Genomic DNA, 16761 nt, shown 5'->3' on the forward strand with positions numbered 1-16761 from the left:
GATGGTTAGTACCGCTGAAATTGTCAGGTTGCGATTGCCGGCCGCGGTCATTACACTTGTAGAGAACTTAGCGGTATTCCCTCGGCCCGAAATCGCGACCAATCTCTTATGCAACGCATTATTCGACTGAAGTGTCCCGCCTGTCAGGCGGCCATTGAAGCGACCGTGACGGTCGAAGAACGCGTGCCGCTGACTTGCCCGGCCTGTGCCAAACTGTTCGTAGCCAAAGTGCCTCCACCGCGCGATGGAGTCGTCGGGGCCGAAGTGGTCAAACGCAAGCCGGGGTCGGTCGTCGCCGCTAAACCAGTCGTGCCCACCGCCCCCAAGAAACCAGCTAACCCGTATCTGGATAATTCGTCGCCTGCGCCACATTCACCGACGTTGCGTGCACCGATACATGATCCCTTGCACGATCCGCTGAACGATCCCTTGGGTTCGCCGTTGCCGATGGCGCCGATCAATTACAACCTGGTTCGCAAGCGCAAGCCGCTGAATCTCAAACCCATCCTGGCTGGAGTGAGCGGCGTTATAGGCGTGGCCTTGCTCGTGACCATCGGCCTGTTTGGCTGGCATTGGGTCGCCAATACCGACTGGTCAACTTTCAGTCTGATTCCGATATCGCATACCCGACTATTGGACCAAATCGCCCAACTGACTGAACGGAATGGTCAGCAAACGCTTGATACACTCAACGGCGTGCAAACTGATCTGGAAACGATGCGCAAACGCGGGCTGGAGCAGGGACGCGAGTTTGAAGACATGTTGGTGCGAGCGGTGCGCATGAACTGGGCTTCGCGTGAAGAACGCGTCACCTTTCGCGATCGCATGAAAGTGATCGAGCAGAAATATCGCACCCAGATCGAAGCTCGGATGAAGGCGATCCGCGAGTCAAGACAACCGCCGCCTGTCAATGCGTTCGATGCGCAGAAAATGCAGGAGCTGACCAACACGCCCGGTTGGTTGGATGCTCAAGTGATGACCCTGGCCGCAATCAAGTACCTCACTCAAGGTCTGTTCGATTTACCGACCCCGGCCAACCAACCTGAACAGATTTACTACGACGAAGCCGACTTGGTGCATGAGTACTTGAAAGCCTTGTCCAATGTGCGGCGTTCTGGTCAGTGCGCTGCTGCGGCTGCCAAGATCGATGGTCTTTCGGAAAAGGTATTGCAGTTAGCCATTCGTCGCAGCAAGTTGCCCTCCAACTCTTGGGAAGTAGTGCCGCGCGAATACGTTGAGAAGGACGTCGCTTTCATGGCCGCCCAACGCGCCTTGATTGTGCGCATCAAACGCGATGCCCAGCCAGACGAACTGCTGAAAGATGCAGTCGCTAATTTCCTGGATGCTCGGCAGCGGATTCTCGACGCCACGCACGGCAGCAGCGAGCTGAAGATCCGCGATCAATTCGCCGAGAACAAACAGAAACGCGCCGCAACCAACATTCACGCCGCCGGCGATCCGTTTTACGAGAATCGGCAGGTCGAACGTGACCTGGTCGCCAAACCCCGTCTCGACTTGGCACCTGATATTGAGATGCCGTCGATGACCGACGTAAATCCTTATGCGCCGCTGGTCGATTCCAATGAGCTGGTCAACTCTCCGCTGGCTTCCAACTCTACCGTACCTGCGACCTCGCCCAGCGCGGGCAGTAGTGGAGCTGTGGGCAATAGTCCGCTCGGCAGTAATTCCATTGCGGACAACTCGCCGTCGACGCCACCTCCAAGCGCAGGTAACATTCCGCCGGGTTATGCTCCGCGCAGCCCGTTTTCGGGTCCTGGATTCATGCCGCGCATACCGGGTAGTGGGTGGCCTCATCGTGGCGATGCCTACAATGGCCGCCCCGGAATGCCCGGTGGCGACTTCGTGCCTCCGAAGATGGAAACGGCTACTTCGGTTAAGTTAACGCTCATCAACGTCAAGAGTGACTTGAAGAAGACCGCTCAAACACTGGCTGAGAAGGTCGGGACAAGCAACTACAGCTATTCCAGCTCTGGTACCAATGCGACGATCACCTTGGACTTTGCTGGTGATATTCAAATCGTAGCCCGAGCGATCGATTTCGGTAACGTCGAAGTTATCGATCAAAAAGATCGCGTCATCATCGTGCGTATCCCTTAATGCAGTGGGCAAACCGTAGCCACCGTCGCCAGACGGTGGACCCTACACCACAACGAAGAGTCTAACCTGGTTTTAAGCCGTATTACTTTACATATAAAGTAATGGCTAACCGCAGGGCCCCCCTTCTCCCTCAATGTACTCATTGAGGGAGAAGGGGAGACCCTTCGATTAGATCCGCTTATTATTCACAATATAATAAAGTCACTATTTCGCCATAAGTCACTCTTCATCTCCGAACACTTTGACAATTTAGTCGCATCCACCGCTTGGCAGCGGTGGCTACTGGGTATTCTCGCTGGCAGCGGCTTGAATGGCGTTTATGGACCACTGAGCTGCTTGACGGATCAGCTGATCTTCGTCGCGTGTCAGTTGTTCCAGTACTGGTAGGGCGGCCACGAAACGTTGATTGCCGAGCACCAGGCAGGCATTGCGGATGACTCCGCGGCGTTTGGCTCGCCACAGAGGAGTTCTTCGATAGCGTTGTCGAAACTGTTCGTCGTCGAGGCTGATGATCTCCAGCAGTTCGGCCGGTGCCAGGCTGGTCATAGGCTGCGGAATGGCCTGGCTGGACAATTCAAGGCGACGGTTCCAGGGACATACTTCTTGGCAGATGTCGCAACCAAACATCCAGTCTCCCATTTGACTGGCAAGTTCTGGGTCGATCGTATCGCGATGCTCGATGGTCAAGTAGCTGATGCATCGCCGCGCGTCGAGCACGTAGGGTGCCGGAAAGGCTTGGGTTGGGCAAGCTTGCAAGCACGCGCGACAGGTTCCGCAGTACCCTTGCGTTAACGGTTGATCGAGTGTGAGCGGCAAATCGGTCAGCAGCGCTGCCAGAAAAAAGTAGCTGCCCCACTTCCGATTCAACAGTAATGTGTTCTTACCGATCCAGCCTAGGCCCGCTGCTTCGGCAAAGTCGCGCTCCAGTAGTGGAGCAGTATCCACGACGCCCCGCACACGTGCCTGAGGTTGCTGAGCATGTAACCATGACTTGAGTTGTTGCAGGCGTTCGAATACTAGATCGTGATAGTCCGGCTCACCCCACGCATAGCGGGCCACGCGACCCGATCCCGCTGCGGGCGTTACCGGTTCCGTCGTGCGATAGGAGTAAGCCAACATGACCAACGTTGTGCAACCATCCAGAATGCTGGCCGGTGACGCATAGGCATCACGACGCGTATCGAGGTAATGCATTTGGCCAGCCATGCCTGAGTCCAACCACCGCAAGAACTCTTGATAACGCGTGGGCTGAGCGGCCGCGGTGACACCGCTGAGAATAAAGCCCAGCTGAGCCGCTTGGCTCTTTAGCTCTTGAGTTAACTCATGCACAGTTATGTGCCCCGCGTAGCCGAGTCTCTCCGAGACTCGGATGTGTACAAATCGGCGTCTCGGAGAGACGCCGCTACGTGTCGCTTGGCAGCTGACAACAATTTTAAAAAACCGGTTGGTCCCAAGGCCCAAGCTGCTGACATCACGCCGCCCATCATCGCGCCGACGATTCCCACGCTGCCCACATCGCACCCAGACAGCAACAAGTTCTTGATGGAAGTTTGCGCATGAAATAATCCTTCGCTAATGCGCTCCGGCGTAGCAGCCAGACCATAGATCGCTCCACCTGGATGACTTGTCATGCTCTCAACCGAAACCGGCGTCGATACTTCGAAGTAGTCGACTAGCTCTCCAAAGCCCGGCAAGTGTCGCTCGACCAACGCCAAGGCTTGCTCGGCTACTTGCGATTTGCGCTGTTGGTATGGCGCATCGCGATTGAGCCAAGGTTGGGTGGACCAGCTTTGCCAACTAGCATAGTCGCTGAAGCAAATGATCTGGGCCGCATGTTTGTCAGCCTGCGGCTCGCGCAACGTAGCTGCAGACAAAAAGCAATGTCGTATCGGCTGGCCATTGTCCAGTTTGGATCGCTCGGCATGAATTGCATCGTGGTCGTAGCTCTCGGCCAGCCAATAATTGCCCGCATCCATTCCGATGGAACGCGGGTCTGCTTTGAATCCAATATAAATGTTGGTGGCAGTGGGCGGCGGCATGAGGTCATTTAAGTGTTGACGTTCCGGCATATTCACATCGGCCGGCACAAGATCGCGAAAAGTTTTCAATGCCCCAGCCGCTGAAACCACTAGCGGGGCCGTGAACGATAGTTGTTGGCCTTTGCGCTGGGCCCATACTTGCGTGACGCGACCATGCTGCACTTCCAGCCGGGTCACTTTGTGGCCGGCCAGGCATTGACCGCCGGCCTGTTCGATAATGGGTACGATCGTTTTGGCCAACTGCGAAGCGCCGCCCTGGGGCACGTAACCGCCCTTGAAATAATCTTTGGCCACGATTGAATGCACACCAAAGGCACTCTGCCTGGGCGGCAGTCCATAGTCACCCCATTGCGAAGCGAGTATTGATCGTAGCTGTGGATCGCGGATCGTTTGATCCAGCACTGCTTTGGTCGTCATCAGGGGCAACTTCTTGCCGGGATACTTCAGCATCGCGCCAAGGAACTTAGGCATCTGTTTCGTAGCGAACCAGCGTGCCATCCAACCGGCTGCTTTGTGAACCAGGCGAAAATAGGCTTCGATCTCGGCGGCCGCGTTGGGGAAGTGTTCTTTGAGAGTGCGTTTATAGTCGGCTTCGTTAGACGGCACGCGCAGGTGGTGCTCGGGATAAACAAAGTGCTCCAGTGGATCTTCGATCTTCAGCCACTGAACGCCGCTGCCGGTAACCAGGTCCATAAAGCGGCGTGTCATTTCGCCCTCAGCCATGCCGCCAACGTAATGCAGACCGACGTCCCAGTGATAGCCATGCCGCTGAAAAGAGTGCGTCAACCCACCAAGCTTGAAGTGGCTTTCCAATACCAGTACGCGTTTCTTGGCCACTTGAGTTAATAAACTAGCGGTTGTCAGCCCACCGATACCCGATCCGATAACAATAACATCGAAGTTCGTACTCAATCCGGGCTTTCCTTTTCAGATCATCCATGGGACGCATACTCGGGCTGTATCGTACCCGAAGTCCTTGGAGTGCGGTGCCCAAGGCACCGCTTTGATGTAAGTGTTGACTGTTCCGCAGCCCGTACGAACCTTTGGTCATGAGCGTCGCTTCGTGCGTGCGGGCAATTGCGTTAGCACATCCAAGCTGTGGCCACCCCACAGCAATACAAATAACCGAGGCTAACGCCTACGGCTTAGTTAGGAGTGTGACTAGTCCGCAGTCTCCGCGAATGAAGGACGTTCGTGACCACTGGTTCGCACAGGCCGCGGTACAGTTGGGTTAGCACATCAAAGCTGTGGCTGAGGCCACAGCACTCCAAAGCTGCCCCGCGATTGGGGGGCTGAAGATGGCATTTCGCTGTGAAAACGCAGGTTTAACGCGTATTAAAAATTCTCACTATTTTCGCATAAAGATTGCCCCGAGCTATCTTGTTGCCGCTGGACCAACTATGTTGTTGGCACCCAAAACTTTTTTGTTGAAAGCGACTGATGATGCTCACCTGAAATAGGGTAAGCGGTCGCCAAGCAACCTCGACAAGTTCTTAGATTGTTCAGTCCCGAGGCCTTTATTCTAGGAATACATCTATGCATGCTCGTCAGAATCGAATTGCGAAGCGAAATCAGTATCGGCTTAAAAAGTATTTGACATGTGAGCGATTGGAAGCCCGCCAGTTGTTGGCCAGCGACTTGGGCCTGGAACTAACGTCCACCAAGTATCAGGATCAAAGCGCAACCGAGAAAGCAGTGGCTGCGCTGGAAGACCAGTTGGCAGCGCTAGCTCCTGCTTATTCTTACGGCGTCGATGGCGATGCAGTTACCTTGGTCGTTCATCCAGCCAAGATGGCCCTCAAGCTGAGCCCCGGTGTGACCTCGGAGACCCTTGGCAGCTTTGGTTTGCAATTTGATCGCGAGCTCAACGGTAGCTTTGCACTCTATGAATCGATCGACAGTAGTGCGATTGATACCAATCAACTCAAGGCTGCGGGATTAATCGAAGATTCCATTCCAGCTTTCTTCGCGCAAGAATCGCGTTCCAACGCAGTGTTGTTCGACGAGTTGATCGTATCGCTCCAACCGGGTGTTACCGCTGCTGAGTACTTTACGGATAATCCAACCTTTACGACTTATCGTCCGTTGCGAGGCACGCCGGATCAATTCATCGCCACGGTTGCAGCCGGTACTGGTCCTGCTGCGTTGAGCGTGCTCAACGCAATTGAGAACGATCCACAACTGCAATTTGTGTCACCGAACTTCTATCAAAGCTGGCAGACAAATTACACCCCCAATGACATCCGTTTTGAGAATCTTTGGCACTTGCATAACACCGGACAGGGTGGCGGTGTCGTCGACGCGGACGTTGACATGCCGGAAGCCTGGGATGTGTTCAGTGGAATTCCGAGCAGTTCGGCCAACATGGTCATTAGTATCATCGATACCCCGGTGGCCAGCCATCCTGATCTGAACTTGTGGGTCAATCCGGTGGAAATTCCGGATGGGGAAGACAACGACGGCAATGGATGGATCGATGACATCAACGGCTGGAACTTCTTCACCGATACCCCCGGCACCCAGCCCGAACCCGGAATCGTCAATGACAATCACGGCACGGCCGTGGCAGGGGTGTCCGCTGCCCGAGGCAATAATGGTATTGGGGTAACAGGTTCCTCCGCAGGTTCCAAGATTATGGCAGCGCCCATCTTTCGCAACGATGGCGCCACCAATGACGCCAATATTGCTGCAGCGCTTTACTACTCTGCCGGACGAACAGCCAATGGTTTAGGCACGTGGTCGGCTGCTGACACAGTCAACAACAGCTGGAGCGGTGGTGCCAATAGCGCGGCGATCAACGCGGCATTGACTTGGGGAACGACATCTGGGCGACAAGGCCAAGGGACTTCCTATTTCTTCGCGACCGGCAATGGATTCGGCGCGATACAGCAACCTGCCTTGCAATCGGCCAACATTCCCGGGGTGTTTGCAATTGGGGCCAGCAACAACAAAAACACTCGCTCCAACTATAGCAACTTCGGTCCAATACTGGACATAGTTGCGCCGAGCAACGACACTCGCAGTGGTTACTTGGCTATTGACACCACCGACCGCCTTGGTGCGCCTGGCTACGACCCAGGCGACTACACCGGCACTGGGGCCAACGGTTTCGGCGGTACTTCGTCTGCCACTCCACTGACCACCGGTATTGCAACGCTGACTCTAGCACGCGCCGCGTCGCTGGGCATCAATATGACCCCTGCTCAGCTGCGCGATTACATGCGCATGCAAACCGACCTCATTGGCGGAGTCGATTACGATGCAGTCACTGGCAAGAATATCGAATTGGGATTCGGCAAGCTTAACGCCGCCAGCGCTGTGTCCAATTTGGGCAAGCCCGAAATTTCAGTCTTGTCAACGCGGGCTGAAACTCAATCCGGCGAAACAATGTCGGTGGGCAGCACCTTTATCGACGAACCGATTGATGTCAGCATCCGCATTCGCAACCAAGGCACACTACCACTGGACTTGACTTCGCTCGATATTGGCACCGGCGCATTTTCACTACTCAGTGGACTGGGCGCGACCACGTTGCAAATGGGCCAGTGGACAAGTTTCTCGGTTCGCTTCTTGCCCACCGTGGGTGGCACACTGACCCAGACAGTAACGATAGCATCCAACGATGCTGATGAGGCTTCCTTTGTCTTTACGCTCTCGGGCATCTCGATCGTGCCGACCATTTCCGGTACGGTCTTCGAGGATTGGGATGGAGACGGGGTGCTGGACCCGTTTGATCAAGTTATGCCTGGCTTGATGGTGTTTGCTGATACCAATAGCAATGGCGTGTTGGATTCAACTCCAACGTCGTTTATCAATAGCACGGTTACACCCTTGGCGGACTTTGATATTGTCACTTCCGACTTGGCGGTCTCCGGTCTAACATCTTCGGTCTTTGACGTGAATGTCCGCATCAATGCGACTCACACTTTCGCAAGCGACTTGGTCATCACCTTGATCTCGCCCAGTGGAACTCGCGTGGCGCTGGCTGCGTTTGTCGGTGGAAGTTCGGATAACTTTACCAATACAGTTTTTGATGACGAAGCAGCTAACCCGATTGGCAGCGCTCCTGCGCCTCGAACCGGCACCTTCCGGCCAACGGAAGCATTGAGCGCGTTCGACGGTGAAGTGGGCAATGGAACTTGGGTACTGGAAATCGAAGATACATTCCCTGAGGATATCGGCGATCTCTTGGAATGGGAGCTGACAATTGCCACGGCTGAGCCATCGACCTTTACGCGCGCCAATGGCAACTACGCGATGGTTGGCTTGCCCAACGGATCTTATGTGGTTCAGACCGTCTTGCCTGCCGGCTGGACTTCATCAAACACTTATCCCATCACGGTGACCTCGCCAAGCGATTCGTTCCGCCCGCGAGATTTCCCCATTGGCAGGAATGATCGTTTCTATGGATTTGTCTTTGACGATGTCAACGGTGACGGAGTATGGGATCCCAACGAAGCACCGGCTGGTGGCCGGCATCTGCTGGACGATTTGAACGGCAACGGTGTCCAAGATCCTGGTGATACCAGTACGTTCAGCAATACCACGTCCCTGAACATCCCTGACAACACGACGCGTACATCGACGATGACCGTTAGCGATGTTGCGGGCGCTGTAACAGATGTAAACGTCCGAGTTAATTTCACCATGACGTGGGATTCGGACCTTATCGTCCATTTGATTGCTCCTAATGGAAGACGGGTCGAGTTGTTCAGCAATGTAGGTGGCTCGGGCGACAATTTCACCAATACCCTGCTGGATGACGAAGCTGCAACTTCAATAACAGCAGGGGCGCCGCCCTTTACTGGTTCCTTCCGCCCCGAAGGCTTGCTGGCTGATTTCGACGGTGGAGCACCCAATGGTACTTGGACCCTCGAAATTACGGACGTGGCCTCGGGCGACTCTGCCACCTTGACCGCTTGGGATCTGATCATCACCGGTGGCGAGTATGCCGCCCCGGTCCCAGCATCCGGTCTGCTGGCGATGGATATGATTCCGGGCAGCCATGACGTTATGCTGATGCCCATCGACGGCTGGCGATACACGGTTCCTGTCGATGGCATTCGCGCAGTTAATGCCGCAGGCATGCCCATGCCCGATCAGCGCTTTGGTACTCAGGTCGCCAACGTCGCGCCGACGATCGGTGTTGATAGCAGCAGCGTCTCGGTCGGTGAAGGAGGTATCCTGGTCAACACGGGTACTTGGTCCGACCCGAACACCACCGATGTCGTGACCTTTACCGCCTCGGTTGGTACGGTGACGTCAGCAGCTGGCACCTGGTCCTGGAGTCTCGATGCCGTAGACGATACGGCCTCGACCACGGTGACCATCACTGCCAATGATGGTCAGGGCGGTGTTGCCGAAACGACGTTTACTTACACCGTTACCAACGTGGCCCCACAAATAGGCGCTGTCTTCAACACGGTCAGCGGCAACGTCTTTACCACGATAACCAATATTGGGGTTTGGATTGATGTCCCAACCGATACGGTCACCCTGACTGCTTCGGCAGGTACGATCATCGCCAACAGCGTTGGTACTTGGGATTGGTCGATTACGCCCACGACCGCCGTGCTCGGCGAAACGGTCGTGATCACAGCCACCGATGAAGATGGAGGCAGCACTTCGATCAACTTCTCGCTCTCGGCGTTCGCGGTGATTCCCGCTACTAACGCCTACTATAAAGGTTCGTTCTATTCAGCTGGCGGAACCAACGTGCCGGCTGCGTTGGATACGTCCAAGACTTTAGTGGCTGCGGGCGCTAACCCAGTGGCAACCACCTTTGCTAACGTGACCAACTACAGCAAAGGTATCAATGGAGTAGTGGTGGATATCTCCGGCCTGGCAACCAGCTCGCTTTCGGCCGCCGACTTCTCGTTCAAGATGAGCCCACAAGGCGCATATAACGAAGCGGCCAACCCACCGAGCAGTTGGGCCACTGCGCCGGCACCGTCCTCGATAACCGTTAGTCCAGCCACGCCTAACCCAAACTCATCTCGAGTGAAGATTGAATGGCCAGACAACGCTATCGAAAATCGTTGGTTGCAGATTCGAGTGCTGTCCAACGCCAATACGGGCCTCGAGTCAGCTGCGACCTACTACTTGGGTAACCTGCGAGGCGATATCGACGGAACCACCGTGGGTGGACTGTTCGTCCTGCAAAACGCTGACTTGGCAGCCGCACTGCCCGTAGGTGGTTTGGGTACTGTGACCAGTCCGCGAGATGTTGACAAGAACGGGTTCATTTTGAATTCGGACTTCGTGATTATTCGCAGCGGCATCAACGCCGGTCTGACATTGCGGGCGATCACAATTCCTGCAGCCGGTTCATCCGAAGAAGCTGGGGCAATTCCATCGGCAAAGGTAAGAAGCCGAAGCGCTGCACCGACTCTCGGTTCGCAGTCGAGCCCACTATCGAGCTTCAGCCAATCGGCGATCGTCACTGGCAATGGTGTCGTCGCTGAGAGTGCCGCGCCTCTGTTGGCCTCGAGCGTGACCACAACCAACACTGCCGTGGCTACCTTGGGCACTAGCCGCTCTGCCGCACCGAGCATCAGCAGCACTGCGACCAAGAAAACGCAAGCTGTCGATGCAGTCTTCGAACAACTGGGCAGCCAGTTGTAGTTCGAACAGTTTGTAGTTGACCAGGTTCTAACCGCAGAGGTCGCACAGCCAACTGGCTATGCGGCCTCTGCTTTTTTGCTGTCCATCTGAGCAGTGAGACACGGCTCAGCTAGTTGCATTGACTGCGCTGCGCGGTCGACTAATACGTTTGATCGATCAGGTCCCGACCGTGACGCGTGATGAGTGCCGCCAAGATCTTCTTATCCATTTCGTTGGCCAGCAGCGAAACATGGCCGTCCGTAAACAGGACCATCGCTCCACCGGTGTGTTGGGAACGAATCTCGTTGTCGATCGGCGAAGCCTTGGGATCATTAATCCCACCGGACTGTTCAAAGGTATTTCGACCATTGATCCATTCGCACTCTGGTCCCAGCGTGTCCTCCGCTACGCAGATGGTCTGCGATAGACCATCGCGAATTTGATCAAAGGTGATCGCTTTGTTGTAGATGAAGACACCGTTGTTGGTGTTCTTGGCTGTTGTGATCCGCTGACCAAACAGACCCGCGTAGTCAGTCTTGCCCAAGCCACCCGGCGCAGGCGGAGGAGCCGAGGGACACAGGTAGATCTTCAAATTGGTCGAGCCTGCCGGTCGGTTCTCAGGTGCATCGTAAGCCACGGAAAAATTAATGCTCTCAAAGAGCTCTGTCTGCTCCAGATAGGGCAGGATCATGGCCGACCAAGCAAATTGTTTGTAGTTGGAACCACCCCCCGGCGGCCGCCAGCCCAAACATCCCGGCGGCAAAGTACGTCTGGCAGCATGGTAATTTTGTAATGCGATGCCAAGCTGATGCAGATTGCTACCGCACTGGGTACGACGAGCCGATTCGCGAGCCATCTGTACCGCGGGCAACGTAAGCCCCAGCAAAACGCCAATAATGGCGATGCTTACGAGCATTTCGACAAGTGTAAAGCCTTGGAGGTGCGCCGACCGCTTTGCCACTTTTGGGTTCCGATACAAGGTCATCGCTGCCCAATAAAACACTGTTTCTATCTCTGCAGGTCCGTGCAGGACCCGCTGGTTCCGTTCTATTCTCGGAACGGGTCAACTGTCAATCGGGTCCGTAGCCGAAGTCGCCAGACTTTGGTCCCGTAGCCGAAGTCGCCAGACTTTGGTGACTCCAATTATGACACATCCAAAGTCTGGCGACTTCGGCTACGAGAAGGCATACCCGTCCAAAGTCTGGCGACTTCGGCTACGGGGCTGTTTGTGTGTTGACACTTGCGCAGGCCCTCCGTTAGCATGACGCACTTTGTTTTTCCTGGATTTTGACCACAAGTTTGTTTCCGGAGCACCAGATTGGTTAACGACGCAATTGCCAAGGCTGATACGTTGATCGAAGCCATGGGCTGGATTCGCCGTTTTCGCGGCAAAACCACGGTTATCAAACTTGGCGGCAGTCTGTTGGAAGACATCGATGCCATTCGACATCTGCTGATCGATGTCATCTTTATGGAAACAGTCGGAATGCGGCCCGTCATCGTCCATGGCGGGGGGCCTTCGATCAACCGGGCTATGGACGAAGCCAAAATCACCCCACAGTGGATCAACGGTCGACGCGTAACCGATCAGGCCACGCTCGGTATCGTCGAGCGCGTATTGGCCGGTGATGTCAATCGCTTTCTGACTCAAGAGATCGAACGCTTGGGTGGCCGAGCCATCAATCTGAGTTTCGAGTCGGGCAACAACGTCTTGTTTGGCGAGAAGCTGTTGCTGGACGACCAGCAAGGTGGCCCGCCGATCGATCTGGGTTACGTAGGTCAAGTGACCCGCGTCGATCAGTCGGTGATCGAAAGCTTGACGTATACCAGCCAGGTCCCTGTCATTCCTTCGATGTGCATTGATGAGCAGGGACAGAAATACAATGTCAATGCAGATACAGCAGCCATGGCGGTTGCCGAAGCCCTGGGGGCTGAGAAGCTGATCTTCTTGAGCGACGTCAACGGCGTGCGCCGCGACAAGAAAGATCCCGATACAATCATTCATTCGCTGACCGCCGCCGAAGCGCGGCAATTGATCACCGATAAGATCGTCGATGCCGGCATGATTCCCAAAATCGAAGCTTGCCTGGCTACCTTGGCTCGCGGTGTAGGCAAAGTGCATATTATCGATGGTCGATTGCGGCATTCACTGCTGCTGGAAATTTACACCACCAGCGGCGTGGGCACCGAGATTGTTCAAAATCGGTGAACCCTGGCGCTGATTTCCGATCTTGATTAAGGCAAGGCAAGTAACCGGCACATGGTCTCACAGGTCAGCCTTCATTCGAGATAACCCGATCAAATCAAGTTCAAGTGTCAAAGTTGTCAATATGAATCAACGCCATCTCAGCAGCCAACAAACCGAAGAGCTCTTTGCGCAGTACGTCATCGGCAACTATCGCCGCTATGGTGTCAATCTAGTGCGAGGTGAGGGGTCGAGGGTCTGGGATGCTGAGGGCCGCGAATACCTGGATTTCTTTCCGGGTTGGGGATGCAATCTACTGGGCCACTGTCCACCGCGCGTGGTTCAGGCTGTGCAACAGCAAGTGGCTCAGCTGATTCATGTACCCAACACCTGGCATATGGAACTGCAAGGCCAGTGGGCGCAGATGTTGGTCGAGCGATCGTTCGATGCGCAGTGTTTCTTTTGCAACAGCGGTGCCGAAGCCAATGAAGCGGCCATCAAACTGGCACGCCTGACCAAAGGTCCCGAGCGTTACAAGATCATCACCTTTCATAACGGCTTTCATGGACGCACTTTTGGCGCGTTGACCGCTACCGCTCAGCCCAAGTATCACACCGGTGTGGGCCCAATGCTGGCCGGTTTTGTCTACAGTCCCTGGGGCGACTTGAAAGCAGTCGAGCAGCGCATCGATGACTCAACTGCGGCAATTATGATCGAACCCATTCAGGGTGAAGGTGGCGTCAATGTGCCCAGCTTCGAATACTTGCAGGGTCTGCGCCGCTTGTGCGACCAGCATGGACTGCTGCTGATTTTTGACGAAGTTCAAACCGGCTGTGGCCGTACTGGACAATGGTTTGGTTATCAATACTTTGATGTCCAGCCTGACATGCTGACGTTGGCCAAGTCGCTTTGCGGTGGCATTGCAGGTGGTGCCTTAGTGGCCCATCGCAACATCGCTCACAACCTGCGTCCGGGCACACACGCCAGTACCTTTGGAGGCAACCCAATTGCGGCGGCTGCCGGCATCGCCATGATCCAAACGATAGAAGAAGATGGATTGCTCGAGCAAGCGCGGCAAACGGCAGACGTCTTCGCAACTAGATTGGCCCAACTCAAATCGCAATGCGATGGAGTCCGCGAAGTTCGTCAGGCCGGCTTGATGATTGGCGTGGAATTGGAGTTCGAGGGCGCGCCGGTGGTAGCCAGCGCACTGGAGCAAGGGCTGCTGATCAACTGTACGCACGACACCGTGCTTCGACTGTTGCCAGCTATGAACATCAGCCACGAGGACGCTCTACGCGGTCTCGAGATATTGAGCGACTGCGTAACGCGCAGCGCTGTGACCGCTTAAGTGTTTACTTGGGCGGCTTGAGGTCGTTCTTGAGGTCACCTTCGACTGTGCGCGGACTGGGCTTGACCGTCTTGACCACGGCTGGACCTTGACCGCACCCGCTGGTCAGCAGCATAAAGGCTGCCAGCGTCGCTAGAATCATTGAGTTACGCATGTTGGTCTTCAATCCGGCAACTCCTCAACTTCTGCACCGGCCATCGATGAGAGGGCAACCAACATTTCACCGGGCACGGTATCGGAAATGAATCGGGTCGATCCGTCAGCCATGCAAAAGTAGATTCCGCCTGGATGCATACTCGAGAAGCGTTCGACCCGCTTTTGATTGCCGTAGTTGTAAACTGAGCGATGCCATTCAGTCCATTGGCCGCCTGCATTCCAAGATATGGAACGCAAACGACCACGAGCTAACTGCGGATCGGAAAATTGACCAGTGACTTCGCCAAACATAATCGTATGGGAAAGGCCGTCTGTAATATGAGCAGGCTTGGTTTCGCTGCGATTAAAAAAGATACCGCACCAAGGATCGCGAGTAACCACCCCTTTGCCCAGTCGTCCAGCCGAGCCCAAATAATTGGTACGTCCCAGTCTGGTTGGCTCTGCATAGAAATGAACTACACCGGTTGACGCTGTTGTCCGCAGCTCAGTAACTGTAGAAGCGGTGTTTCCGTAAGCATCATCCGACGGACATAGAAAGGTTCGGATTTCATACTGCAATTCACCCCAGAGGCTCTCTGGATCGTTCACCCAGCGAACGTAGCGAGGATGATTGGCCACAGGGGCTACCGCCGTGACGTTTAAATCACGTTTGGTGGCCCAGATGGAATAGATGTCTTGAAGCTCCAAGTAGGGCATCAAGTACACCAAATGACCAACATAGGAATTTGTCGTTCCATCGATCGGGCCACGCGCGGGTCGCTCACCCAGGTAACCAGGCGGATACTTCTTATGTGCGCTCTCAAAATTATGAGCAGCCAGCCCCAATTGTCGAATGTTGTTGGAACAGCTCATGCGCCGGGCCGCTTCGCGCGCCGCTTGAACGGCTGGTAGTAGCAACGCCAGCAGCAGTCCGATGATCGAGATTGTCACCAGCAACTCAATCAACGTAAAGGCTGACTTGGCCAAGTATCCACTGGACCGCTTAGACATGAACGATTCCCTCCATCTCTTTTTGGGCGAAGAAAAGTAGATGTGCACCCAAACCGCGATATCAATCTAATGTTGCTTCGCGTTTGAGCCTGCGGGACTGCGCGAAACTAAGCCCCTATCTTAAAAGGTCGCCGCTCCATTTGGGAGACCTTGGAGAAAACAATTCCCCATCTAAAGCTCTCCTTTTTGAAACTATGGCGCCCACGCTTCCTGTAACGATGGAAGCAATTCTGGGGGTTTTGCCCAACGGGAACCGGGGGAGCTGTTCGATTTCACATCGGCGCGGTCCAATACGGAATTGCCGCAACCTTTAAACGCTCGAGTCCCCAATCAGTATGCAAGACGCACTTATTTCCTTAGCCAACGACGTATCTATCCCCGCAGTTGGACTCGGCCTGTGGAAAATACCGCCAACACAGGCACCCGAAATCGTTCGTCAGGCGATCCAGGCCGGCTACCGCCATTTAGACGGGGCTTGCGATTATGGCAACGAGGCCGCCTGCGGAGAGGGCGTGCGCCAGGCAATCGAGGCGGGCCTCTGCCGGCGTGATGACTTGTGGGTCACGAGCAAACTTTGGAACACGTACCATCGACCTGAGCACGTCGAACTGGCCTGCAAGCAGTCGCTGCAGGACTGGGGACTCGATCACTTCGATTTGTATTTGATCCATTTCCCGATTGCTCTGCGCTATGTGCCGATCGAGCAGCGCTATCCGCCAGGCTGGACCTTCGATCCGGCTGCAGAGTTACCTTGCATGGTTGCAGACCCAGTTCCCATCATCGATACCTGGAGGGCTCTGGAAGACCTAGTGGGCAAAGGACTTGTGCGCAACATTGGCGTCAGCAATTTCGGAGTCTCGCTGATTCGCGATTTGCTCAGTCAAGTTAATATCCGACCGGCCATGTTGCAGATCGAGTCGCATCCCTATCTGGTTCAGGAGAAGTTGGTCCGTTACTGCCAGCAAGAATCGATCGGCGTAACCGCCTTCTCGCCTTTGGGTGCGGGCTCTTATGTTTCTCTAGGCATGGCCACCCCCGAGCAATCGGTGCTGAACGAACACCGAGTCATGGCGATTGCCAGGCATTACAACAAAACGCCCGCGCAAGTCATCTTACGATGGGGTGTGCAGCGGGGTGCGTCGATTGTCCCCAAAAGCTCACACCCGGATCGACTGCGTGAGAACATCGATATCTTCGATTTCGAATTAACCGCCGAAGAGATGAAACAAATCGCCAGCCTGGATCGAGGTCATCGTTTTAATGACCCCGGCGTGTTTTGCCAACAGGCATTTAATACGTTTTTTCCTATCTATGAATAA

Annotated in this window: 10 protein-coding genes; 5 read left to right on the forward strand and 5 right to left on the reverse strand. The window is 55.0% G+C overall.

Features of this window, described 5'->3' with window-relative positions; translation table 11 throughout:
• The first annotated feature begins 108 nt into the window (after positions 1 to 108).
• Positions 109 to 2118 (forward strand): hypothetical protein, encoded by a 2010-nt coding sequence (locus SH573x_RS24130; protein WP_479350510.1) that lies wholly within the window; start codon positions 109 to 111, stop codon positions 2116 to 2118.
• A 279-nt stretch (positions 2119 to 2397) separates the two neighbouring features.
• On the opposite strand, the gene queG is transcribed toward SH573x_RS24130, so the two are convergent.
• Positions 2398 to 3447: a tRNA epoxyqueuosine(34) reductase QueG gene (queG, locus tag SH573x_RS24135; protein ID WP_479350511.1), complete on the reverse strand. Its 1050-nt coding sequence runs from the start codon at positions 3445 to 3447 to the stop codon at positions 2398 to 2400.
• 2 nt (positions 3448 to 3449) lie between these two features.
• On the reverse strand, positions 3450 to 5069 hold the full coding sequence (locus SH573x_RS24140) for a phytoene desaturase family protein (RefSeq protein ID WP_479350512.1): 1620 nt from the start codon (positions 5067 to 5069) through the stop codon (positions 3450 to 3452).
• A gap of 624 nt (positions 5070 to 5693) precedes the next feature.
• Between SH573x_RS24140 and SH573x_RS24145 the strand changes: the two genes are divergently transcribed.
• Positions 5694 to 10781 (forward strand): proprotein convertase P-domain-containing protein, encoded by a 5088-nt coding sequence (locus SH573x_RS24145; RefSeq protein WP_479350513.1) that lies wholly within the window; start codon positions 5694 to 5696, stop codon positions 10779 to 10781.
• Between the two features lie 139 nt (positions 10782 to 10920).
• Here SH573x_RS24145 and SH573x_RS24150 read toward each other — a convergent pair whose 3' ends face one another.
• Positions 10921 to 11676, reverse strand: coding sequence for a DUF1559 domain-containing protein (locus SH573x_RS24150; protein WP_479350515.1), 756 nt, complete (start codon positions 11674 to 11676; stop codon positions 10921 to 10923).
• 447 nt (positions 11677 to 12123) lie between these two features.
• On the opposite strand from SH573x_RS24150, the gene argB reads away from it, so the two are divergent.
• Both argB and SH573x_RS24160 read left to right on the forward strand, forming a co-directional pair.
• Positions 12124 to 12969, forward strand: a complete 846-nt coding sequence (gene argB, locus SH573x_RS24155; protein WP_479356801.1) for an acetylglutamate kinase — start codon at positions 12124 to 12126, stop codon at positions 12967 to 12969.
• Positions 12970 to 13090: 121 nt separating this feature from the next.
• Entirely contained in the window at positions 13091 to 14296 is a 1206-nt protein-coding gene (locus SH573x_RS24160) for an aspartate aminotransferase family protein (RefSeq protein ID WP_479350517.1), read from the forward strand.
• A 4-nt stretch (positions 14297 to 14300) separates the two neighbouring features.
• Here the strand turns inward: SH573x_RS24160 and SH573x_RS24165 are convergent, their stop codons facing one another.
• Together SH573x_RS24165 and SH573x_RS24170 are read right to left on the reverse strand one after the other, a co-directional pair.
• Entirely contained in the window at positions 14301 to 14450 is a 150-nt protein-coding gene (locus SH573x_RS24165; protein ID WP_479350519.1) for a hypothetical protein, read from the reverse strand.
• A gap of 8 nt (positions 14451 to 14458) precedes the next feature.
• Positions 14459 to 15442 (reverse strand): DUF1559 family PulG-like putative transporter, encoded by a 984-nt coding sequence (locus SH573x_RS24170; protein ID WP_479350520.1) that lies wholly within the window; start codon positions 15440 to 15442, stop codon positions 14459 to 14461.
• 335 nt (positions 15443 to 15777) lie between these two features.
• Here SH573x_RS24170 and SH573x_RS24175 point away from each other — a divergent pair, with 335 nt between their 5' ends.
• Positions 15778 to 16761 (forward strand): aldo/keto reductase, encoded by a 984-nt coding sequence (locus tag SH573x_RS24175; protein ID WP_479350522.1) that lies wholly within the window; start codon positions 15778 to 15780, stop codon positions 16759 to 16761.

Source organism: Rania fehmarnensis (genome assembly GCF_056494185.1).

Bases quoted from the DNA above. Each gene is read 5' to 3' on its own strand.
- SH573x_RS24130 (WP_479350510.1), top strand. From the start codon at position 109: ATGCAACGCATTATTCGACTGAAGTGTCCCGCCTGTCAGGCGGCCATT.
- SH573x_RS24145 (WP_479350513.1), top strand. From the start codon at position 5,694: ATGCATGCTCGTCAGAATCGAATTGCGAAGCGAAATCAGTATCGGCTT.
- SH573x_RS24150 (WP_479350515.1), bottom strand. From the start codon at position 11,676: ATGCTCGTAAGCATCGCCATTATTGGCGTTTTGCTGGGGCTTACGTTG.
- argB (WP_479356801.1), top strand. From the start codon at position 12,124: ATGGGCTGGATTCGCCGTTTTCGCGGCAAAACCACGGTTATCAAACTT.
- SH573x_RS24160 (WP_479350517.1), top strand. From the start codon at position 13,091: ATGAATCAACGCCATCTCAGCAGCCAACAAACCGAAGAGCTCTTTGCG.
- SH573x_RS24165 (WP_479350519.1), bottom strand. From the start codon at position 14,450: ATGCGTAACTCAATGATTCTAGCGACGCTGGCAGCCTTTATGCTGCTG.
- SH573x_RS24170 (WP_479350520.1), bottom strand. From the start codon at position 15,442: ATGTCTAAGCGGTCCAGTGGATACTTGGCCAAGTCAGCCTTTACGTTG.
- SH573x_RS24175 (WP_479350522.1), top strand. From the start codon at position 15,778: ATGCAAGACGCACTTATTTCCTTAGCCAACGACGTATCTATCCCCGCA.